Here is a 22,483-nt window from a genome sequence, read left to right as displayed (position 1 = left end):
TAATTATGTACCCCGCTATAAAGCGGGATTATTGCTTTTATTCAACTAGCAATAAAGTATAAATTTGTTAACTCGATATCTTAACCTACCACAATATTAACAAACTTACCAGGAATAGCAATTATTTTGCGAATTTCCTTACCAGAAATAAAGTTCTGGACATTTTCATCAGCCTTAGCATAGTCGAGCATAGCATCTTTATCAATGTTACGAGCAACAGTGGCTTTACCACGTACTTTACCATTCACTTGGAAAATAATTTCCACACTATCTTCAACAAGCTGACTTTCGTCATAAGTTGGCCATGAAACGTAACTAATGTCCTCTTCATGTCCAAGTTTTGACCATAGTTCTTCAGCTAAGTGTGGCGCAATTGGCGCCAACATTTGAACAAAACCATCCATATACTTGACTGGTAAAGCTTCTGATTTATATGCTTCATTAACAAAAACCATTAATTGAGAAATAGCTGTGTTAAATCGCATATTCTCCAAATCTTCCGAAACCTTTTTAACAGTTTGATGATAGATTTTATCCAAATCACCATTGTTCACGGTTGTCACATGATCACGAAGTTTGTTATCATCATCAATCAGTAAACGCCATACGCGATCTAACCAACGACGTGAGCCGGCAACCCCATCTTCAGACCATGGCTTACTTTGTGTTAACGGTCCCATAAACATTTCGTATACACGTAATGTATCTGCACCATAATTGTTAACAATTTCATCAGGATTAACAACATTTCCCTTTGACTTAGACATTTTTTCGTGGTTTTCACCTAAAATCATACCTTGGTTAACTAACTTATGGAATGGCTCTTTAGTTGGTACAACGCCTAAGTCATACAAGAACTTGTGCCAGAAACGGGCATACAATAGGTGTAGCACAGCGTGCTCTGCACCACCTACGTACAAATCAACATTCATCCAGTACTTTAACTTTTCAGGATCAGCTAATGCCTCTGAATTGTGTGGGTCAACATAACGTAGGAAATACCATGATGAGCCTGCCCACTGTGGCATTGTATTAGTCTCACGACGCCCCTTAACACCATCTTCACGAGTAACATTTAACCAATCAGTAGCATTAGCTAATGGTGACTCTCCCGTTCCAGAAGGTTTTAATTGTTCTTGTGTCATTTCTGGTAGACGCAATGGCAATTCTGATTCAGGAACAAGAGTTTGTGTACCATCCTCCCAATGAATAACTGGAATGGGTTCACCCCAATAACGTTGACGTGAGAAGATCCAATCACGCAAGCGATAGTTAATTTGTTGATGACCAGCATTATGTTCTTCCAACCAGCTAATAGCTTTGTCAATGGCTTCTTGCTTATTTAAGCCATCTAAGAAACCAGAATTAATATGCGTGCCATCATCAGTGTAAGCAGCTTCTTCAACATCGCCACCTTCAATAACAGCTTTAATTGGCAAATTGAACTTTTTAGCAAATTCCCAATCACGATCATCATGTGCCGGAACAGCCATAATAGCACCAGTACCGTAAGAAGACAAAACATAGTCTGCAATCCAAATTGGTAACTTTTCACCGTTAATTGGATTAGTAGCATAAGCACCTGTGAAGGCTCCCGTCTTGTCTTTGTTCAAATCTGTTCGTTCCAAATCAGATTTGGTTTCTACCTCTTTTTTATAGTTAGTAATGGCTTCTTTTTGCTCTGGCGTAGTGATTTCATCAACCAGTTCATGTTCTGGTGATAGAACCATATATTGGGCACCAAACAACGTATCTGGTCGTGTAGTATAAACTTCAATTTGTTTGTCTGAATCTGCAATATTGAAGAATACAGAAGCACCAATTGACTTTCCAATCCAGTGACGTTGTTGTTCCTTAATAGCCTCTGGCCAATCTAAATCTTCCAAGTCTTCAAGCAAACGATCGGCATAAGCTGTAATGCGCAAAACCCATTGTTTCATTGGCTTGCGATAAACTGGATAACCACCACGTTCTGTCTTACCATCGATGACTTCTTCGTTAGCAACAACAATACCACCACCTGGAAAATCTGGAGCCCAGTTAACCATGATTTCATCTTCATAAGCTAAGCCTTTTTCGTATAGCTTTTCAAAAATCCATTGTGACCACTTATAATATTCAGGATCTGTTGTATTGATTTCACGCGACCAATCAATTGAAAAACCAAGCGACTTAATCTGATTTTTAAATACTTGAACATTCTTATTAGTAAACCCGGCTGGATTATTGCCTGTTTTAATCGCATATTGTTCCGCAGGCAATCCAAATGCGTCCCATCCCATTGGATGTAAAACATTAAATCCTTTCGCACGCTTATAACGACTCATAATATCAGTCGCCGTATAACCTTCGGGATGGCCCACATGCAAACCTTGTCCTGATGGGTATGGGAACATGTCCATAACGTAGTATTTTTCTTTTTCTGATTTATCCGGAGCCTTAAACGTTTCGTGTTCGTCCCAATATTTTTGCCACTTGGCTTCAATAGATTTGTGATCGTATGCCATATTTTTTCCCTTTTATATTTTATTTATTCTCTTTATTCAGAGTGGATGTTACATTCGAAATAAAAACCCCATGTCACACCAAAAAGGCATGACATGGGGCGAATCATAAATTTCGCGGTACCACCCATGTTCACGTATTGCTACGTCTCATTATATCTTAACGCGACAAAACGTTGCGAACTACTTAATTTCACCCGCAATTTAATCAACTGAGTTCCGAATTTTGTTTGGTAAGTTTCCAGCGCCACTTACTCTCTGATACCCCGCCATACGTAATAGTGTTGAACAATAATGGTATTATTATAACACAAATTGTCATAATCAGGTATAATTGAATGCATGACTATTCAACAAAAGAAACAAAGATTAAGTACGCTATTGGCGACTATACTCTTTGGTATAATGACGTTTGGCATTCTGATGAGTCCCAACTGGCTTCGCCAATTTGATATATTTTTCCAACAGTTAATCCAACATCGTGGTACCTTTACTACTTTATTTTTTACTCATATTACACAGGCTGGCAATATAACTGCAATTATTGTAATATCAGTAATTGTTAGTATTTTTCTGATCTATAAACATTATTATCGCGAACTTTTATTTTTGTCCGTTAATATCGTGTTATCTGCTGGAATCATTACACAATTGCTCAAACACGCGATTACTCGCGTCAGACCACAACCACAACTTATTCAAGAAAGTGGCTACAGCTTTCCTTCTGGCCATTCTATGGCCGCAATTTTATTATATGGTTCATTAATTATTTTGATCAATTATCACCTAAAACAAGGTTTATTCAAAACCGCCAGTGTAATTATTCTAACTAGTTTAATTATCATTATTCCAATCAGCAGAGTGTATGTTAATGTGCATTATCCAAGTGATGTTCTTGCTGGTTTATCACTTGGCTACGTGTTACTTTTTATTTCGAAGTATTTTATTTTTGATCTTAAATCAGCTACAGGAGTTCTTCATGATTCTCACAAGTAATACTTTCACACATCAATTAATCGAACAGACAGTCAGAATCAACGATATAGTTCTTGATGGCACAACGGCAAATGGTATCAATACCAGATTTTTAGCTACAAGAGTTGGAAATGCTGGAAAAGTGCTTAGCTATGCGACGACCAAGGACAATGCTAATGCTGCCGCTGCTTCACTTTTCCTGAGTGGTTTGTCAGATCGTGTAACCTTACTGGGAAAAACATTGGATAACCAATTCATCAATGAACTTGGTTCACAAAACCAAATTAGTTTCGCCATTTTCGATTATTCTGATGATGCTAAAAATGTTAACGATCGACCAACTGATTACCTACAACAAATTTCATACGTCTTACCACGGCTAACCCATGGGGGGTTACTCATTGTTAAATTTGAGCAAGTACCTGAAGCATGGCTTGAATATAAAAACAATCTACTTGAGGCCGACTACTCACAAGCCAGTTACATTACAAGGTTCGTCCAAACGGATGTTATTGAAAGGATTTAATGATGAAAAAATTTTTACCGCATATTGTTATGGGAATCATATTAATCATTAGCATTGTTGGCATTTTACTAATGACACAGCAAAAAACAGCCAGTACTAAAAAAGATCCTAAACTAGATAAAGTTGCCCTCCCTCAACTAACAACTAAAATTGCTAAAAACGAGAGTAAGCTCATTATGAAGACAACTTATGGGGACATCACTATAAAACTCTTCAATAAATACACACCACTAGCTGTTGAAAATTTCATTACTCACGCCAAAGATGGTTACTATAGCAACACATCATTTCATCGTGTCATTAATAATTTTATGATTCAAGGTGGCGATCCAACAGGTACAGGTAGTGGTGGACAATCAATTTGGAAAGGTAAAGACAAGAGCATCGATAGTGGTAACGGATTTAAAAATGAAATTAGTACCTCACTGTACAATATTCGTGGTGCTGTTTCAATGGCGAATGCAGGTACAGACACTAATGCCAGTCAGTTCTTCATTGTCCAAAACCCAGAAGATGTTTCAAGTGGCGTCAACCCCAATATTTATCCAACCAAAATTGTCAATGCTTATAAAAAAGGCGGATATCCTAGTTTGGATGGTAATTACACTGTATTTGGCCAAGTCATTGACGGCATGGCGGTAGTAGATAAAATAGCCAGTGCTAAAGTTAGCGCCACTTCAAGTGGTGAAAAATCAAAGCCCGCTAATCCAGTAAAGATTATAAGTATTGAAATTATAAAAGAAGCACAATAAAAAAGGTAGCTTACGCTACCTTTTTTTGTGCTTCATTTTTCAAACGTCCGCATAATCAAAACATCTACTTTGGAAACCTGTGTTACGAATGATGGTACCGTACCTGCCATCGCTCTTTGTAAACGACTCAGTCCGGTTTCACCAATCACAATTAAATCATTATGGTGGTCCTTCGGGAAATCCCGCGCAATAACACGCTTTGGTGAACCAAAACGTACATGAATATCGACATCATTGTGTCCCAATGACTTAGCGTAATCAAAAGATTCGTTAACAGCCTTTTCTGCAGTCTGTTCCATTTGATAAACCACGTCTTCATTCATTGCGATTGAACCAAAATAACCACCACCTGTGGTGTCCACTACTGTCAAAATATCAATGTGTGAATCAGGAGCAAATTCAACAACTTTTTTTATCAATGTGTTTGAAACTTCTGAACCATCAATTGCAACCAAAATGTTTTTATATGCCATGCGCCTATCCCTCTTATTTCTTAATAACTACATTATAACGCTATTAAAAAAATAATGTAAGCGCTTTTAATAAATTACATTTCTTTCTGTAAGTTATTCATGACCCGATAGCCTTCGTCCTGTCCAATAATAACTTGATTCGCAACATTTAGAAACAACCCATGCTCAACGATACCAATCTGTCCATCTAAATAATGCCCTAGTTCAAACGGTTGATCAATTTGTTCTAAATCTAGATCAACAATATAGTGTCCCAAGTCGGTAACTAGCGGTTGCTGATGATTGTCTAGACGTAATTTGGGGTGTAAATGGCGCTCTTTCAATTCAGCTATTAGTTTACCGCTGCCAAATGCTACTACTTCTACTGGCAAAGGAAACTGTCCCAGTTTACTATGCAGCTTCTGTTCGTCAATAATCCAAATCACACGTCTAGAATATCTCGCCACAATTTTTTCCATTAAGAAAGCTGCTCCACCACCTTTGATGCCATTTAAATGCTTATCCACTTCATCCGCACCATCAATTGTTAAATCTATCATTGGCACTGAGTCAATATCACGAATCGGAATACCAAGTTCTTCCGCACGTCTGGCAGTCTTTGTTGAGGTGGTCACACCAATAATAGTCATTTTTTCATCTTGAATACGTTTAGCTAATGCATCTAAAAAGTATGCTATCGTAGATCCTGTTCCAAGACCAACAATCATTCCATCTTCTATTAATCCAGCAGCAAACTCACCGGCATGTTTCTTTTGCTTGTTCATCTTTTCGTTTTATAACACTTTTTCTAAGAATTCTTGTGCCCGCTTTGTCTTTGGCTTATCAAAGAATGATTGTGGTGTAGCAATCTCTTGTATGCCACCGTCAGCCATAAACCATACAGTATCCGCTACTTCACGTGCAAACCCCATCTCATGCGTTACAACAATCATAGTCATTCCATCTTCTGCCAGCTGCTTCATCACGCCTAATACCTCACCTACCATTTCTGGATCTAAGGCACTTGTCGGCTCATCAAAGAGCAACACATCAGGAGACATTGCCAAAGCACGTGCAATCGCTACACGTTGTTTCTGTCCTCCTGAGAGACTGTCCGGATAAACATCTCCTTTATCGGCTAGGCCAACTTGAGCAAGTAGCTTTTCAGCAGTTTCTGTTGCTTCCTTATCGCTAATATTTTTAACTTTTACCGGAGCTAATTTAATGTTCTCAATCACAGACAAATTTGGAAACAAATTAAAGCTTTGAAACACCATACCCATTTTTTCACGTAACTGATCCAACTCTTTTTCAGACAGATTTGTTAAATCCTGGTCCTCAAAATTCACCTTACCACTAGTTGGTGCATCTAACATATTAATAGCGCGCAAAAAAGTGGATTTACCTGCGCCAGAAGGACCAATAACGGAAATAACCTCTCCTTTTTGCACAGCGACATTTACATTATCAAAAATTGTTTTTTCACCAAATTGTTTTTTCAAATTTTTTATATTCAATAACTCAGTCATTATTAATCTCCATTTCTAATGTTAATTACTATTATACAGTGTTATAATTTATATGCATCTGTTATTCGTATTAAACTGAATACATTGTATAATATTGCATAAAACTAACTTTGATAAACTATATATGGAGACTGCTAATGGCTAAAATTGTAAATCGTGAAGAAAAAGTATCAAATTCATTCGAAGATCTCATTTCATTACCAACTAGTGAAAGTAATGACGAAACTCGGAAAGCAGCACTAGGTCATGATAAAGACGAAAAGAAGAAATAAAAAAAACACGCTTACGCGTGTTTTTTTGAATACTAATAAAATTATTAGTCTTCGATATCAGTAACTGTTCCGGCACCAACAGTGTGGCCACCTTCACGAACAGTAAACTTCAAACCTTGTTCGATGGCAACTGGTGAGATCAATTCGATTTCGAATGTCACTTGGTCACCAGGCATAACCATTTCAACACCGGCTGGCAATTCAACAACACCTGTAACGTCAGTTGTGTGGAAGTAGAATTGTGGACGGTAGTTAGTGAAGAATGGTGTATGACGACCACCTTCTTCCTTAGTCAAGACATAAACTTCAGCCTTAAACTTCTTGTGTGTCTTAATTGAACCTGGCTTTGCCAAAACTTGACCACGTTCAATGTTGCTACGATCAACACCACGCAACAATGCACCGATGTTATCACCCGCTTGAGCTTCTTCCAAAGTCTTACGGAACATTTCGATACCTGTAACAGTAGTCTTTTGAACTTCGTCCTTCAAACCAACGATTTCAACTTCAGTTCCTGTAGTCAATACACCACGGTCAACACGACCAGAAGCAACTGTACCACGACCAGTGATTGTGAAGACATCTTCGACAGGCATCAAGAATGGCTTGTCTGTTTCACGTGCTGGTTCTGGAATGTATGCATCAACAGTATCCATCAATTCTTCGATAACCTTAACTTGTTCAGGATCACCTTCCAAAGCCTTCAAAGCTGAACCCTTAAGTACAGGAATATCGTCACCTGGGAAGTCATATTCTGACAACAATTCACGAACTTCCATTTCAACCAATTCAACTAATTCTTCATCATCAACCAAATCAGTCTTGTTCAAGAAGACAACCAAGTAGTCAACACCAACTTGACGTGCCAACAAGATGTGTTCACGTGTTTGTGGCATAGGACCATCAGTTGCAGCAACAACCAAGATAGCACCATCCATTTGGGCAGCACCAGTGATCATGTTTTTAACGTAATCCGCGTGACCTGGGGCATCGATGTGGGCATAGTGACGCTTCTCTGTTTCATATTCGATGTGAGAAGTGTTAATAGTGATACCACGTTCTTTTTCTTCAGGCGCGTTATCGATTTCAGCAAAATCAGTAGCATCAACACCTTGCTTTTCAGCCAATACCTTTGAGATAGCGGCAGTCAAAGTCGTCTTTCCGTGATCGACGTGTCCAATAGTACCAATGTTAACGTGGGGCTTAGTGCGAACGTAAGTTTCCTTAGCCAATGTAGTTTCCTCCAAAATTCATTTTTCAATATTATGAAAAATGTTTATAAATATATTTTACAACGCAAGCCGTCAAAAGACAACAAATAACTTGCATTTTTCCGGCTTTTGAAGCCAGAAATTATTATACCGACTTATTAAGAAAATGTAAACCGTTTTGAACTTAATTTTCAAAAAAGCTTTCAGTCAACGCATTTATTTTTTCATGCCATTGTCGTTGATTTTCTGGCTCATCTGGTTTAGATCGACCATAATAATGTGCGATACTGCTATCAACCCATTCTTCAATATCAGTTATTGCAATATCAACTCGTGGGTATAGTAATGTTAGCTCAATACGCATTTGATGAGCTAACATTTCTAAGGCAATGGGGTCTTCTTGTCCTAATCTGCTTTCAAGTGTTGCTGCTGCAGCTTCAAAAACTGCTGAACTAGTTAACGGCATTACATCGCTAAGCTGTATCTCATAAATTTCATCATCCAGCCAACGGTACTTAACTATCCCATCAATCTGCAGTTTTTGCAAATCTTCTAATAAGGTTGCGCGAATAATCGGTAACGCGTACGGATCCACAAGAAGAAATTTAGCACCAACAACAAACTGCGCCACTGGTAAATGTCGCGCAGATTCGTAGCGATCACGCTGCGCTAGCAAATCATAATCACTCATATGATAAAACTGACGCGCAATGGTATCGAGTGTTGCTTTCATATTCTCTTGTGCCCGTTCTTCAGCTTGTCTAATTTCCTTTAGAACTTCATCAACGACATCTAAATCATCCCAAAGCACAGCCAATTGTTGCGCATAAACAAAATTTTGGTTTTGAACTGCAAGCGCTACAATCATTCGAAAATTAGATTCATCATCTAAATATTCTAGTAGAAAGTCATCCGCATAAGATGATGCAAGTTGATATTGTTCATCCATAAATAACGCCGTTACTAGACGGTAATTGACTTTGAATGTTTGCATCTTCTCATAGAGCGTAGCTAACGTTTCAGCATCATCATGCCAATTTTTTTGTTTTGTCTCAATATTGGCTCGATCAATTAATTCTTGATTTTCTGGTGTTATATTTTCATCCATAATTTATTGTGTTCAAACAATACCCAAATCATGCAGTATATCATTAAAACACATACCCTCCTTTCAAATATTCAAAAGCCCAACTCAATTGAGTTGGGACTTTTATTATTCAGTAGTTTTACTTTGTACGTTCTTTTTTGCTGGACGGCGAACCTTTTTTTTATTGCTATTAGGTGTTGCCAGTTTCTTTTGTGCTGGGCGTTTGTTTGCCTGAGCACCAGATTGTGTTGCCGTTGTCTTATGGTTATTTGGTCTGCGATTTTGGTTGACCTCCATAACTACAGGCATAACCATGGGTCGACGTCTCGTTTGCTCAAATAAGAAACGTGACAATACATCGCGAACACCGGCTTTTAGCTCATTCCAATCAAAGTTTTTATTGTTAGTCAAATAATCTTCAATTTGTTTAACAGTTAAATCAGAAGCTTCTTTCATTAAATCACGATTTGCTTTAACATAAACAAATCCACGTGATGTTAACTTTGGTTTTGATACAACCTGACGTTTCTTACGATCAATTGTCACAACAGAAACAAAAACACCATCTTCAGACAAGATACGACGATCACGCAAGACCACGTTACCAATATCGCCAATACCAGAGCCATCAATCAACGTTTCACCAATAGTAAATGAATCTTTTAACTCAAATTGGCCGTCAATTAACTTAAATTGATCACCCTTCATTGCCATCAGAATATGATCTTCAGGTAAATTGACCTCTTCAGCCGCATCTTTGGCTGCTGACATCACACGATACTCTCCTTGAATAGGCATAAAGTACACTGGTTGCATGATGTTAAGCATCATTTGTAAGTCATTTCGTGATGCATGACCACTAGAACGCATATCAGTACTAATCTGCTTCACATCAGCGCCTTGCTTGAAAATCATATCACGTGTTTTTGCTACAACACTTTCCATGGCTGTAGAAGGTGTTGTGGTAATAAACACAAGATCATCTGAGCCAATCTTAATGTGCGCGTCTTCACCATTTGCCATGCGGTTCAAATGCTTAATTGGTTCCCCCATGCGGCCTGTTTCTAAAATAACCGTTTCATGGGCAACTAAACTCTTCATATTTTTTAAACTGACAAATAGTTGCCTTTCTGGCAAAGGTAACTGCAACTTTTTTAATTTGATGGCTGTTCTTACAACATTTTCGATATCATTCCCGGATAAAATAAGCTTACGTTTTGTCGCAGCAGTGGCATCAATAATTTGCTGAATTCTTTGAATATTCGAAGCAACGGCTGCTACAATAATACGCTTTTTTTTATTATCACGGAACGTTTCTAATATATAATCGCCAATCTTTGATTCATTAACTGAATCAGCTCCACCCTCTGTACCAGCAGCATCAGCCAACAAAGCCAATACTTTTCCCTGACCAACTTCTACTAAACGAGGAATATCGGTACGATAGTAACTTTCTGCCGTTTGATCAAACTTAAAATCGCCAGTATACACAACTTGGCCATATTCCGTACCAATTACAATCCCTAATGATTCTGGAATTGAGTGTGTGGTATTAAAGAAGGATACTTTAACATTACCAAAGTCAATCTCACTTTTTTCATTAATAATGTGGTAATCATTATAATCTTTTAGTGCCGGCTGTTCTTTTATCGCTAGCTTAGCTAATTCAATTGTTAGCTCGGATCCAAAAATCGGTACATTGACTTGCTGCAAAAAATACGGCAAAGCACCAATTGCATCCGCGTGTCCATGTGACAAGAAAACGCCAGCAATTTTTTCAGTATTTTTAATCAAATATTCAAAATCCGGCACAACTACATCTACACCAAGCTGGTCTGTTTCTGGATACTTTAATCCTGCATCCAATATAAAAATTTCGTCATTAACTGTAACGGCATACATGTTTTTCCCATTTTCGCGGACTCCGCCAAAGGGAATAATACTTAAATCTGTCATTAATCTTTCCTTTATAAACATGTGATCAACTAGATGTTTTAGGTATCACCATAGTCTACACATTCTTTTTTTATTCGTATATTTATGAATAACAGGAGCCTGCTGGTCTAAAACACTGAGGTCTTCCTTGTTGCTTGTCTCGATACGTAATGTTTCTATTTTAGCATACTTTTCAACTCTTTTCTGGTATTATTGAAACAGCGTGTTAATAATAGAAGAATAGTATCTGTTAAGATGACAGATAAAAATTAATAAAAAGCATGTCTATAGATGAAAGGAACAAGATACCTCATGCAACGTCATCCATTCAAACCATCACACAAAGTTCGCAATGCCATTATAATAATTATTATTTTTATTGCAGTAGTCGTGATAGGATTTGTAATTGTTGGTCACCAATCTGACAACAAAAAAGCAACTTCTTCAAGCAAAGTTTCCCATAGCTCATCAACTTCTTCAAGCAAAAAGAAGACAAAAAAAGCAAGTACCTCTTCAGATACATCAAACAGTACTTCAGCAGAAGAATCCACTTCAATTATAAGTTCTTCCACAAGCGTGGCTGCAGCTCCATCTGTTGCTAGTAGCGAAGTTTCCCAAGTCTTAAGCAGTGCTACCCAAGATGCAACGCAGACACCAGTACAAGATAACAGCAATACATCTAGTGTTAGCGGTAGTTCTTCCTCATCAAGTGCCGCTTCATCAAGTACAACTACATTTGGAAACTGGTCTTTGGCAACTTATAATGAAGTTGCCCTTGGTTCAGCCACTTATGACCAAATTCGTGCTACTTACGGTAACCCTACTTACTTAACTGCAGATCAAAAATATGCTTATGCTACTTGGCAAAGCCAAAGTGGTGCAAAAGTCTCTATCGTCTTTACACCTAGCGGTGAAAGCAATAACGTCCAACTCATTGCAAGTAACAAAACACAATCAGGTTTACAATAAAAAAAGACACCTTAACTGATGTCTTTTTTTATTATGCTGCTACCCTTTTATCCCAGCTCTTTCAGCAATGGGGACCAAAGCATTCCCAATGGCAGCTACCAAAATGATTCCAGTAATAATTTCAAAAATGCTGTTAAACGACACGATGCCTAATAGCCAGCCTAATAAATTGTGATTGGGTATGCCGGTGAAATTCGTGCGCATCACCGTAAAACCGATGACAGTAAGTAGCACCACTCCAACTGTATTAATCAAAGCGGCTAGTCCACCCAAGAATCCTAATCCAAGCGTACGAACACCTAAATTTTTGTTGCGTAACCACTTATTAAACGCCATACCAATTACCAGCCCTACCAAAATACGAGGTATAAACGCCGTAAAAGGATTTTGAAACATTAATGAACCAATAGAACCCGGTGTCGACCAAGCTTGCCAAAAAGTTAATAACCCCCAGAAGCCACCAATAAAGGCACCCCAACGTGCTCCTAAAAGAATTGCAGCGATAGCTACGGTGAACTGTATGATTGTTGGTTGTGCACCTACAATAACAGCACCGAGCGGTATATACCCAAGCCAAGGAATCAGTACTTGTAATAAGATAATTGCCATAAAGAAAGTTGTAACTACCAAATATTTTGTCTTATTGTTGGTCATAATATTTGCTCCTATGTATATTCCACGCTTTATATCATATCATAGAGCAACATTATTCATTTAACATTTGTTTTTGTCGCCAAATATCGGTATAATTTATGAGTACTGCGTCTATAGTTCAACAGGATAGAACAAGAACCTCCTAAGTTTTAGCTCCCAGTTCGAGTCTGGGTAGACGCATAAGAAAAGGGTGCCGATTGGCACCCTTTTTCTATCCTATTATATTCGCTCTTTCCGCTATTGGTAACAATACACTACCGATTACACTAACTAAAATAAAACCTACAATCATTTCAAACAAGGCATTAAATGAGACAATGCTGATCAGCCAAGCTAAGATGTTATGCGTTGGTACACCCGTGAAATTAGTGTGCATAACAGTAAAACCTAATGTGGTTAGCAAAACAACTCCTGCTGTGTTGATTAAAGCTGCTGTTGTACCTAATACCCCTAACCCAACTGTCCGAATCGCTGTAGACTGGTTTCGTAATAGCTTATTAAAGAGATAGCCAACAATCAAACCAATTAAAACACGTGGGATAATGGCAGTCAAGGGATTCTGAAACATTAAAGAACCTATCGTTCCTGGGTGGGTTATGGCATTTGCAAATGATAATAAACCCCACCAGCAGCCAACAATTGCGCCATATTTTGGACCCAAAATAATGCTAGAAATGGCAACGGTAAATTGAATAATCGTCACTGAAGCGCCAACCACAAATGCACCAAGGGGCAATAATCCAAGCCAAGGAACAAAAATTTGTAAAAATACAATTGCGATAAAAAGTGTCGTTATTACGAAATAACGTGTTTTTTGATTAATCATTATAGACTCCCCAATAATTGCATATGCCCTAAACTATATAGATACATCATTAATTTGTCAACAAAAAAAGCACTAACTTTTGATGATAGCGCTCTTTGTTGAATGTTATTCTACAATTGTGAACTGACGATTTTTCAAACTAATTTGCACATCGGCTGCTTGAGCCACATTGGGTTCGTGTGTAACTAAAATAACTGTTTTACCAACTTCATGTGCCAGTTCTTGGAAAATTTTGATGACTTCTTGTGTATTTTCCTCATCCAGATTACCTGTTGGCTCATCAGCAATAACTATTTTAGCATCCACAGCCAAAGCTCGAGCAATGGCCACTCGTTGTTGCTGCCCACCTGACAACTGCTGAACATTTTTATCTGCCAGCGTGCGGTTAATACCAAGTTTCTCCAAGGTTGCATAAATATAATCCTTGTCGCCTGTATGCTTTGATTTGGTCATCGATAACGCTGATGATACATTTTGTGCGGCTGTCATATAATTTAAGAGATTATATGATTGGAAAATGATCGCAACCTTTTGATTCCGGTATTTGGTTAATCCATACTTACTAATATCCTCACCATCTAGCGTAATCGTCCCCTCGGATGGTGTGTCTAAACCTGCTAAAAAACTAAGTAATGTTGTTTTACCAGAACCAGATTGTCCGACGATACTGTACAATGTTTTCGGTTCAAATGACATATTGATATGTTCATATAGTGGCTTTTCTTGTGCATTATATTGATGTGTTAAATCTTTTATTGCCAATGTCATAAATAATTCTCCTTTTGATTAGCCATTAAGGCGCATGAATAATTTTGTAATAGTTTTACTTTATTCATTTGACAAAATCTTTTTTGGCTTTAAGCGGAAAATTGGTGTTGATCCAGCGACGACAGCAATCGCTATGATTCCCAAACCTAGGCCACCAAGTTCAGCCATTGACTTTGCGCTAATCTTTGTTTTTAGGGTGCTTACTTGACTGCCACTAGCTGTCATACTAGTTTGACCACTTCTACCAGCGCCAGAAGGTGCTGTTCCACCGCCACCCCCTGGTTGTTGTCCACCACCACCAAACCCAGCGCCAGTGCTAGTTGATTGCGTAGCAGTAGTTTGTTGTGAAACAAGTTGCTTCCCTACCGCATTTCCTACAAAGTTTCCAGCAACTCCTGCAATCACTAGAGACAATACTAATACCGCAAATAATTCTGAGAAAAGTTGAAGCACAATTTTAAACTTACTTTCCCCTAATGCCATCAAGACACCAATCTCATGACGACGTTCTCGAATCATCAAAACGGTAATTAATGCCAAAATAATCGTACCAGCAATACCAACAATCCAAACAATCTTATTGGCAAAACTTTGAACATTCTTCATAGGCTTCATCAACAAAGCATAAGTTTCAGAACTAGATGTCAAACTGAAACTGCTTGAAATTAGCTTCTTAGCTTGCTTTGTAAATGCCTTTTCTTTAGATGAATCTGTTAATGTGTAAACAACGCTGGTTACAGATGTTGTGTCACCATTAACTGTTCCTGCAAATGTATAACTTGAATAAATTGTATTTGATGGATCACTCATATTTGGTCCACCTTGACTTGATGTTGATGTTTTTGCTTTGTAAATACCCACAACATTTAACGTATACGTTTTTGAATCATCATCTGTCGTTTTAACCTTAATAGTGCTGCCAACTTTTAAGCTGTTGCTTGTTGCCAATTCACTTTCAATCACAACATTATTAGTATTTTTATCAGCGGCGGTAATACCGCGACCTGATGTGATTTTATAACTTTTTGATTTGAAATTCGTTTCGGCAGCTGTTGTTGACACACCGCTAATTGTTATATCACCGCTGTTTGATGAACCACTGAATCCACCTTGACCACCGCCACTTGACGAAGATGTTGTAACCGCCGAAAAGCCACTAGCGTTTACTGAAGCACTATTACTATATTGATAACCTGCCACATTACTCAAAGCAGCAATTTTTTCAGCCGTTTTAATTTTTACACTTGGCATTGTAATGGCAGCCGGTGCTGCATTCGACGATGAGCTACTTGATGAAGACGAGCTGCTTTGACTTTTGCGCATTGAGGCAAAAGCTTTTTCACGGTCTGCACTTAAAGTAACCGTCGTACCTGCCGAATTTTTAGCACTATTCGTTGCTTGAATAGCAGCACTTTGAATGATGATACCTGCCAATACAAATATCATAATGGCACTCATCACCAGTGTGATCAACGCTGTACGCCCTATTTTTTGCCGTAAATAGAGCCCAGCACGTTTGATAAAATCCATAATAATGCTCCTTAACATTTCTTAATATTGGTAATTTAGCACCTCTAAATTAAATTCAAATCAATTAAACGAAAATTAAAATATCATATTATTCGTTTTTTTGGCAAAAATCTGCATTTATTGTATAATTTAATCAAGAATAATTTTAAAGAGAATAGAGGAAAAAACTTAATGTTATCGGAATTCAAAGCTTTTATTATGCGAGGAAATGTACTTGACTTGGCAGTTGGTGTCATTATTGGTGGTGCCTTTACTGGGTTGGTTAAGTCATTAACAACTAACTTAATCAGTCCAATCATTGCATTTGCAACTGGCGGAACAACAGACTTAGACCAATTGCAACTTGTCATTACAAAGACGTTAACATTTAAATATGGTGCTTTCTTAAATGACGTAATTAATTTTTTGATTACTGCTTTCGTTGTATTTCTGATTGTTAAGTTTATTAACCGCTTGTTTAAAGCTAACAAACAAGAAGAAGCAAAAGCTAACCCTGAATTAGAGATTTTGACAGAAATCCGTGATTTGTTAGATGCTGAGAAAAAAGCTTAAAAAAAAGAAGTTCAAATTTGAACTTCTTTTTTATTTATCGAATGGCTTTTAGTGCATCATCAATTTGTTCCAAAATAATCTTTTGGTTATCTGCTTGCTCAAGATCATAAGTCTGCAAATCGATTTTAATCTTTGGAGATGCATCATAAGCATCGAACCAATCACGATAAGCTGACCACATTTTGTAATAATAGGATCTTAAACCTTCGTTATTATCAAATTGTTCATAATCACGACCACGCTTTTTAATACGGTATAAAATGGTTTCAAAATCAGTTTCAGCATATACCATCAAATCAGGAGCTTTTTTAGGCATTTTTTGTAGTTCAGCCATCATATTATCTAATAGGCTGGTATAAACGTCCATCTCAGAGTCAGAGATATTACCATCTTTGTGGTTTTCTTCTGTGAACAAGGCATCTTCATAAATTGAACGATCAAGCACATTATTATCGTCCGCCAATGCTTGCTTAATCATGTCAAAACGACGATTTAAAAAGTATATTTGCAACAAGAAACCATATTGCTTTGGATCGGAGTAATAAAGCGGTAAAACGGGATTATCGCCTACCGGTTCATAAAATGCTTTCGTGTTCATATGCTCTGCAATCAAACTTGTGAGTGTTGTTTTACCAACACCGATCATACCCGCAGTAATAATCACCATGACAACCTTCTTCCTGATGTTTTCATTATTTTGACTTGAAAATTAGTTTAAATCAGCCATTTTCAAGTAATCGCTGGTGAGCGACTTTTGTCATATCCGATGAATCCTCGCAAAATATTCCGAGGTGTTTTCAGTATTAAAGACAATATTTATTATATCAAATACATCCTTCAAAATGCAGACTACTTTAAATGCCTACCAATTTATTCTAAAAAAACATCCTCACGGACGTTTTTATTTAACCAACAGCTTTAAAGCTGAGCGAATATATCCATCTGTAGTATCGCTATTGCGACCAATAATCTGGGCAACTGCTTTCACATCTTTAGCTGTGTAGCCAAGTGCTAATAGTGCTTCAAGTGCATCATCTAAAGCTTGAGATTGTTCTGGATTACTTGAAGCATTAATCATACCTGTTTTAGATGCTAACTCATCCAACTTACCTTTCAAATCCAAAACAATTTGCTGAGCCGTTTTCTTTCCGACACCAGGGAATTGTGTCAAATAAGCCACATTATCATTTTCAACTGCACTAATAAGGCCCTCGGCATCCCCATTTGCCAAAATAGCTAAGGCACTTTTAGGTCCAATCCCTGAAACATTTAATAGCTTATTAAATAAGGCTTTCTCATCAGCGTCAATGAATCCATATAAACTGATGTCATTTTCACGAACAATTTGCTGCACATAGACATGTGATTCCACATTCTCCTCAAAACGGTAAGGATTAGCACTGTACAGACGATATCCCACGCCACTTCGGGATGCAATCACAATATACGATGGTGTGATATTTGTAATTAGCCCATTAATATACTCATACATTTACGCAATAACTCTCTTTCAAATAGTTTCTTTTAGTTTAGCATAAAACGCACATAGCACTCACCCTAAAATAAATCAGTTTAAACTAAAACTATTAGCATCCGTCGTAATTTCATCAACACCTAGTCCAATATAATAAGGGAAGTCTGACGGCGATATTGTCCAAACATTTAGTCGTCGTCCTTGCTGTCTGAGCGCTTGAATTGTTTGGCTCGTTAATTTTTTTCCATTAATATCTAGCCCCGCTTTGGGTCCTAATTCGTTTAATTTTTCAGACAACTGCACTGGATCACTAGCCGAATCCCATAAAAGTTCCAGCGAAATCTTTTTGTCTAGCGCATATACATGTTTTAAGGCTTCACACTGCAGGCTAATTATCGTACTGTTATTATACAATCCTGCATTCTTGACTGCAGCAATTAAATTTTGAACATCACTATCGCTCATTTGACTAGCAGGCTGTTTGATTTCAATAATTGGCCGTAAATTATTATTAGACATCTCAGTTAAATACTCTTTTAAAGTTGGCAAAGTTAGTGATTGATATTTTCCAACATTAACACCAGAGTCAATGTGATATTGTTTAATCTGAGCTAATGTTAAATCTTTAATGGCGCCATGACCATTAGTCATACGATCAATAGTGCCATCATGGCTGACAATCCACTGCTTGTCTTTTGTGAGCCAAATATCTGTTTCAGCACCATAACTACCCTTAGCTAATTGAAAAGCTGGTATTGAATTCTCAGGGGCTAAATTTGAAGCACCACGATGAGCAATTAACTTTGTTTGAAAATTACCATTAACACGGTATTGAACACTACCATCCGAAGCAAAGTAATACGTGTGCTTATCAACTGACTTCAATTGATTTTTAACAGCAAGATTTGTTACTGAATCAAAATAATAAGTTTTTGAATCAACTGTTTGTAAACCACTTTGACGTTTGCCATCTTTAAAAAAATACTTTCCAGTTCCATCATCTAAATAACCGTTAGCCGGTTCAGCTGCCTTATAATAACTGCCGTTCACATAACCAGAGTGTGGCGTTTGGCCTACCGAGCCATTCTCAATTTGTGTTAGCACTACTTTTTCTAGCATTGAAGGTGGCTCCACTGAGCCCGCTTCCGAATTCACAATTTTGGTAAAAAGCATGCCCGATATTAATGCACACAAACCTAAAATAAATCTCATGTTTCCCCCGTTGTTACTCTGTATAGCATTCTACTTTGATAAACAGATACACAAATAAAAAATACGTCTGAGAGTCAGATGTATTTTTTTTTCGTTTTGTTCGTCTTTATTATTTATGAATAAACATCGCGTCTCCAAAACTGAAGAAACGATACCGATCATCAACTGCATGTTTATATGCATTCAAAATATTATCACGCCCAGTGAAAGCAGCCACTAACATGACCAATGTTGATTTAGGCAAATGGAAGTTAGTTATAAAGGCATCTACAACTGTCCAGTTGTATCCTGGTTTAATAAAAATATCCGTCCAACCTGAGTCAGCGGTCAGGTCACCATTAAACTTAGTACCAATAGTTTCAAGTGTACGTATTGACGTCGTTCCAGTAGCAATGATACGCCCGCCGTGTTTTCTAACCGAATTCAACTCATCAGCAGCTTCTTGGCTGAGTTGGTAAAATTCCGAATGCATTTTATGATCTTCAATATTTTCTTCATCGACAGGTCGGAACGTTCCAAGACCTACATGAAGCGTTAATTCAATCGTTTTAACACCTTTGGCACGGACCTTATCTAACAACTCAGGTGTCCAATGTAACCCCGCTGTTGGTGCCGCTGCTGAACCATCAACCTTTGAATAGACCGTTTGATAACGTTCTTGATCATCCAGCTTTTCTTTGATGTATGGTGGTAATGGCATTTCACCTAATTGATCGAGTAATTCCATAAAAATGCCATCATAATGAAATTCAATATATCGACCACCATGTTCTAATTCCCCAACAACTGTTGCGGTCATAATCGGATTTTCAATGTCATCACCAAAAACAATAGTTGACCCAACGGGTGATTTTTTAGCTGGTTTAACTAACGTTTCCCATACATCGCCATGATCTTGACGAAGTAGTAGGACTTCAGCATGTCCACCAGTTTCCGGACGTGCACCGTGTAAACGTGCTGGTAGAACACGTGAATTATTCATGACAATAGCATCCCCAGGATTCAAGTAATCTAATATGTCATAGAAATGTTTATCCTCATAAACACCAGTTTTAGCGTTCAATGCTAATAATCTCGAAGCATCACGTTGCTTCAACGGTGTTTGTGCAATCAACGCCTCTGGTAAATCATAATCAAAATCTGATAATGTATATTTTTTTTCTTCTGCCATAATGATATCGGATCCCTTTAAAAATAATCTAATTTCCATTGTAACATACTTGTTTGCAAAGAAAAAAGCCACTGCACTGGCTTAGCAAATGAAAAAATTAGAAAACACTTTATAAACTGCCGGTGTTACCACTGAGGCCTGTTTTCTTTTCGAACTCAAATCCGGTTTGCGCTACTTTGTCAAGTTCAGCGGCAGTCAACACTTTATTTACATTTGGAATTTCAAGTCGCTCCAAAACATCAGCATATGTCAAATCATGTTGATTCAAATGATCAACTAATAAAGCTAATTCATGGCGCTGTGTAGCGGTCGGTTTATTAATTGTTATCGTTTCATCAAAGGCTCGCTCAACAGATCGATCATAGCGCTTGTTATCGGACTCAATTGCATATTCATTTTGAATTTTTTCCAATCTGTCCGTCAGTTCTTCGGTTAGTTCATCAAAAGTAATCGGTTGGCCAAAACGTCTTTTTTGCATAAATGAGGAGTCAAGCGATAAATTCACCATACCAGCTTGTTTGTACTCTGCTTCATGAATATGTCCGTGAACAGATAAAATGGGGTATGGTAAATCAATTGCATAATGGCTCATCCATACATTAATACCATTGATTTTTATAGCTTTAGCAGTTTCAATATATTCAATAATGTTTGTTTCGGGTGTCTTTATTGCTGCTTTAATTTGATCTGAATGATCGTGATTCCCTTTAAAGAACACTTTTTTACCTTTTAAACGACTAAGTTGTGCTACAAAATCCTGTTTCTTGCGAAACATACCCAAATCACCAAGAAAATAAACTGTGTCCTCGTCCGTTACAGTCTCATTCCAAGTATCCTCAAGATATCGATCCATATTTTCAATCGTTGGCTCAATATTTAATGCTTGCAGTGATACTGCCCGTGATTTATCAAAATATAGAATTTTTTCATGATTGAAATGTGTGTCTGAAATAATAAAATTTGTCATAATTTCCTTTGGTAGGCGTGTCCTAAATGAGTGTACCCAGCTTCAGTGACAACACGTCCACGCGGTGTGCGCTGTAAAAAACCAATCTGCAATAAATATGGTTCAACCATTGCCTCTAATGTTTCTGACTCTTCACCAATATTAGCAGCTATTGTATTTAAACCAACCGGTCCACCTTTATAATATTCGATCATTGTTTCTAAAAGCTTATGATCGGTTTCGTCAAGACCTCTATTGTCAACGCGCAATTTATCCAAACCAATAGTCACAATATTCTTGTCAATTGCATCTTTTCCCTCGACCTGAGCAAAATCACGGACGCGCTTCAACAGACGATTGGCGATACGAGGTGTGCCACGAGAGCGCAGCGATATTTCATACGCTCCTTCCGATTTGATTGGTGCATTAAAGATGTCTGCTGTACGAACAACTATTTGCTGTAATTCTTCTGGAGTATAATATTGTAACGAGTTAATAATGCCAAATCGATCACGAAGTGGCTTGGATAACATACCAGGACGCGTGGTTGCCCCAATTAAAGTAAATGGTGGCAGCGGAAAATGAACTGGACGCGCTGTTGGCCCCTGACCAACCATAATATCAACAAAATAATCTTCCATTGCTGAATACATTATTTCCTCAATATTAGTAGGAATTCGATGTATTTCATCAATAAACAGGATATCCCCCGGCTCCAATTCATTCAGTAATGCTACCAAATCACCTGGCTTTTCAATAGCAGGACCCGATGTTGTTTTAATATTAACATTCATCTCATTAGCAATAATCATCGCTAGCGTTGTTTTGCCTAATCCTGGCGGTCCAAAAAGCAACACATGATCCAATGCTTCTTCACGTTGCTTCGCTGCCGAAATATAGACACTCAACTCTTCTTTTAACGCCTCTTGCCCAATGTACTCACGCAAAAATTGCGGACGTAATGATAATTCACTACGTTGTTCTTCATCATTGGCAGCTGCGTCACGTAATAACTGATCTACTTCGGTGTCTTGTTCATACCATTGATTAAATTGCGGGTTATCTTCTGTCATAGCTAGTCCTATATTATACACGTGCGATGATGTGGTTATGTCTTTGAACATCATACTTTTTAATA

At 37.7% G+C, this 22,483-nt stretch carries 23 protein-coding genes, 1 tRNA gene and 1 other annotated feature; of the genes, 7 read left to right on the top strand and 17 right to left on the bottom strand.

The window, feature by feature from the left end; translation table 11 throughout:
- Positions 1–80 precede the first annotated feature (80 nt).
- A complete protein-coding gene (leuS, locus tag A6B45_RS03130) occupies positions 81–2,507 on the bottom strand; it encodes a leucine--tRNA ligase (RefSeq protein ID WP_072613303.1) in 2,427 nt (808 codons plus the stop codon).
- Positions 2,508–2,598: 91 nt separating this feature from the next.
- Positions 2,599–2,805, bottom strand: a binding site (T-box leader).
- 41 nt (positions 2,806–2,846) lie between these two features.
- Here leuS and A6B45_RS03125 point away from each other — a divergent pair.
- The 3 genes from A6B45_RS03125 to A6B45_RS03115 are packed head-to-tail and all read left to right on the top strand — an operon-like array spanning position 2,847 to position 4,757.
- Positions 2,847–3,500 (top strand): phosphatase PAP2 family protein, encoded by a 654-nt coding sequence (locus A6B45_RS03125; protein ID WP_072613302.1) that lies wholly within the window; start codon positions 2,847–2,849, stop codon positions 3,498–3,500.
- Positions 3,484–4,005: an SAM-dependent methyltransferase gene (locus A6B45_RS03120; RefSeq protein ID WP_072613301.1), complete on the top strand. Its 522-nt coding sequence runs from the start codon at positions 3,484–3,486 to the stop codon at positions 4,003–4,005. The genes A6B45_RS03125 and A6B45_RS03120 overlap by 17 nt, the downstream gene beginning before the upstream one ends.
- Before the next feature lie 2 nt (positions 4,006–4,007).
- On the top strand, positions 4,008–4,757 hold the full coding sequence (locus A6B45_RS03115) for a peptidylprolyl isomerase (RefSeq protein ID WP_072613300.1): 750 nt from the start codon (positions 4,008–4,010) through the stop codon (positions 4,755–4,757).
- 32 nt (positions 4,758–4,789) lie between these two features.
- Here the strand turns inward: A6B45_RS03115 and A6B45_RS03110 are convergent, their stop codons facing one another.
- The 3 genes from A6B45_RS03110 to A6B45_RS03100 form a co-directional block, all read right to left on the bottom strand.
- Positions 4,790–5,230: a universal stress protein gene (locus A6B45_RS03110; RefSeq protein ID WP_072613299.1), complete on the bottom strand. Its 441-nt coding sequence runs from the start codon at positions 5,228–5,230 to the stop codon at positions 4,790–4,792.
- Positions 5,231–5,304: 74 nt separating this feature from the next.
- A complete protein-coding gene (rpiA, locus tag A6B45_RS03105) occupies positions 5,305–5,994 on the bottom strand; it encodes a ribose-5-phosphate isomerase RpiA (protein ID WP_072613298.1) in 690 nt (229 codons plus the stop codon).
- 9 nt (positions 5,995–6,003) lie between these two features.
- Complete coding sequence (locus tag A6B45_RS03100) at positions 6,004–6,738, bottom strand: amino acid ABC transporter ATP-binding protein (protein WP_072613297.1); 735 nt, start codon at positions 6,736–6,738, stop codon at positions 6,004–6,006.
- A gap of 137 nt (positions 6,739–6,875) precedes the next feature.
- Here A6B45_RS03100 and A6B45_RS10625 point away from each other — a divergent pair, with 137 nt between their 5' ends.
- Complete coding sequence (locus tag A6B45_RS10625; protein ID WP_010692185.1) at positions 6,876–7,010, top strand: hypothetical protein; 135 nt, start codon at positions 6,876–6,878, stop codon at positions 7,008–7,010.
- A 44-nt stretch (positions 7,011–7,054) separates the two neighbouring features.
- On the opposite strand, the gene tuf is transcribed toward A6B45_RS10625, so the two are convergent.
- From tuf to A6B45_RS03085, 3 genes are all read right to left on the bottom strand, one after another.
- Positions 7,055–8,242, bottom strand: coding sequence for an elongation factor Tu (gene tuf / locus A6B45_RS03095; RefSeq protein WP_072613296.1), 1,188 nt, complete (start codon positions 8,240–8,242; stop codon positions 7,055–7,057).
- A 163-nt stretch (positions 8,243–8,405) separates the two neighbouring features.
- Positions 8,406–9,329, bottom strand: a complete 924-nt coding sequence (locus A6B45_RS03090) for a type I restriction endonuclease subunit R (RefSeq protein ID WP_072613295.1) — start codon at positions 9,327–9,329, stop codon at positions 8,406–8,408.
- 105 nt (positions 9,330–9,434) lie between these two features.
- Positions 9,435–11,264, bottom strand: coding sequence for a ribonuclease J (locus A6B45_RS03085; protein WP_072613294.1), 1,830 nt, complete (start codon positions 11,262–11,264; stop codon positions 9,435–9,437).
- Positions 11,265–11,555: 291 nt separating this feature from the next.
- On the opposite strand from A6B45_RS03085, the gene A6B45_RS03080 reads away from it, so the two are divergent.
- Entirely contained in the window at positions 11,556–12,212 is a 657-nt protein-coding gene (locus A6B45_RS03080) for a cell wall anchor protein (RefSeq protein ID WP_072613293.1), read from the top strand.
- 39 nt (positions 12,213–12,251) lie between these two features.
- Here A6B45_RS03080 and A6B45_RS03075 read toward each other — a convergent pair whose 3' ends face one another.
- Positions 12,252–12,866, bottom strand: a complete 615-nt coding sequence (locus A6B45_RS03075) for an ECF transporter S component (protein WP_072613292.1) — start codon at positions 12,864–12,866, stop codon at positions 12,252–12,254.
- Positions 12,867–12,973: 107 nt separating this feature from the next.
- Here A6B45_RS03075 and A6B45_RS03070 point away from each other — a divergent pair.
- A tRNA-Arg gene (locus A6B45_RS03070) sits at positions 12,974–13,046 on the top strand.
- 31 nt (positions 13,047–13,077) lie between these two features.
- Here the strand turns inward: A6B45_RS03070 and A6B45_RS03065 are convergent.
- The 3 genes from A6B45_RS03065 to A6B45_RS03055 all read right to left on the bottom strand — a co-directional run bounded on the left by A6B45_RS03065 (position 13,078) and on the right by A6B45_RS03055 (position 15,990).
- Entirely contained in the window at positions 13,078–13,692 is a 615-nt protein-coding gene (locus A6B45_RS03065; protein ID WP_072613291.1) for an ECF transporter S component, read from the bottom strand.
- A gap of 105 nt (positions 13,693–13,797) precedes the next feature.
- A complete protein-coding gene (locus A6B45_RS03060) occupies positions 13,798–14,460 on the bottom strand; it encodes an ABC transporter ATP-binding protein (RefSeq protein ID WP_072613290.1) in 663 nt (220 codons plus the stop codon).
- Between the two features lie 60 nt (positions 14,461–14,520).
- Positions 14,521–15,990, bottom strand: a complete 1,470-nt coding sequence (locus A6B45_RS03055; RefSeq protein WP_072613289.1) for an ABC transporter permease — start codon at positions 15,988–15,990, stop codon at positions 14,521–14,523.
- A gap of 171 nt (positions 15,991–16,161) precedes the next feature.
- Between A6B45_RS03055 and mscL the strand changes: the two genes are divergently transcribed.
- Positions 16,162–16,542: a large-conductance mechanosensitive channel protein MscL gene (mscL, locus tag A6B45_RS03050; RefSeq protein ID WP_072613288.1), complete on the top strand. Its 381-nt coding sequence runs from the start codon at positions 16,162–16,164 to the stop codon at positions 16,540–16,542.
- Positions 16,543–16,576: 34 nt separating this feature from the next.
- Here mscL and A6B45_RS03045 read toward each other — a convergent pair whose 3' ends face one another.
- From A6B45_RS03045 to ruvB, 6 genes are all read right to left on the bottom strand, one after another.
- A complete protein-coding gene (locus A6B45_RS03045) occupies positions 16,577–17,209 on the bottom strand; it encodes a deoxynucleoside kinase (protein ID WP_072613287.1) in 633 nt (210 codons plus the stop codon).
- Between the two features lie 234 nt (positions 17,210–17,443).
- The gene (gene ruvA / locus A6B45_RS03040; RefSeq protein WP_072613286.1) at positions 17,444–18,034 is read right to left on the bottom strand and encodes a Holliday junction branch migration protein RuvA; all 591 of its coding nucleotides are present in this window, start codon (positions 18,032–18,034) and stop codon (positions 17,444–17,446) included.
- Positions 18,035–18,109: 75 nt separating this feature from the next.
- Positions 18,110–19,228: a glycerophosphodiester phosphodiesterase gene (locus A6B45_RS03035; RefSeq protein WP_227005788.1), complete on the bottom strand. Its 1,119-nt coding sequence runs from the start codon at positions 19,226–19,228 to the stop codon at positions 18,110–18,112.
- A 109-nt stretch (positions 19,229–19,337) separates the two neighbouring features.
- Positions 19,338–20,399, bottom strand: coding sequence for a tRNA preQ1(34) S-adenosylmethionine ribosyltransferase-isomerase QueA (gene queA, locus A6B45_RS03030; protein ID WP_072613285.1), 1,062 nt, complete (start codon positions 20,397–20,399; stop codon positions 19,338–19,340).
- 109 nt (positions 20,400–20,508) lie between these two features.
- Positions 20,509–21,366, bottom strand: coding sequence for a metallophosphoesterase family protein (locus A6B45_RS03025; protein WP_072613284.1), 858 nt, complete (start codon positions 21,364–21,366; stop codon positions 20,509–20,511).
- Complete coding sequence (ruvB, locus tag A6B45_RS03020) at positions 21,363–22,418, bottom strand: Holliday junction branch migration DNA helicase RuvB (protein WP_072614465.1); 1,056 nt, start codon at positions 22,416–22,418, stop codon at positions 21,363–21,365. The genes A6B45_RS03025 and ruvB overlap by 4 nt, the downstream gene beginning before the upstream one ends.
- Positions 22,419–22,483: the final 65 nt, after the last annotated feature.

The organism is Leuconostoc suionicum, assembly GCF_001891125.1.
Classification (GTDB): domain Bacteria; phylum Bacillota; class Bacilli; order Lactobacillales; family Lactobacillaceae; genus Leuconostoc; species Leuconostoc suionicum.
Note: the sequence above shows the minus strand (reverse complement) of the source record. Positions and strands in the feature narration are given on the sequence as shown.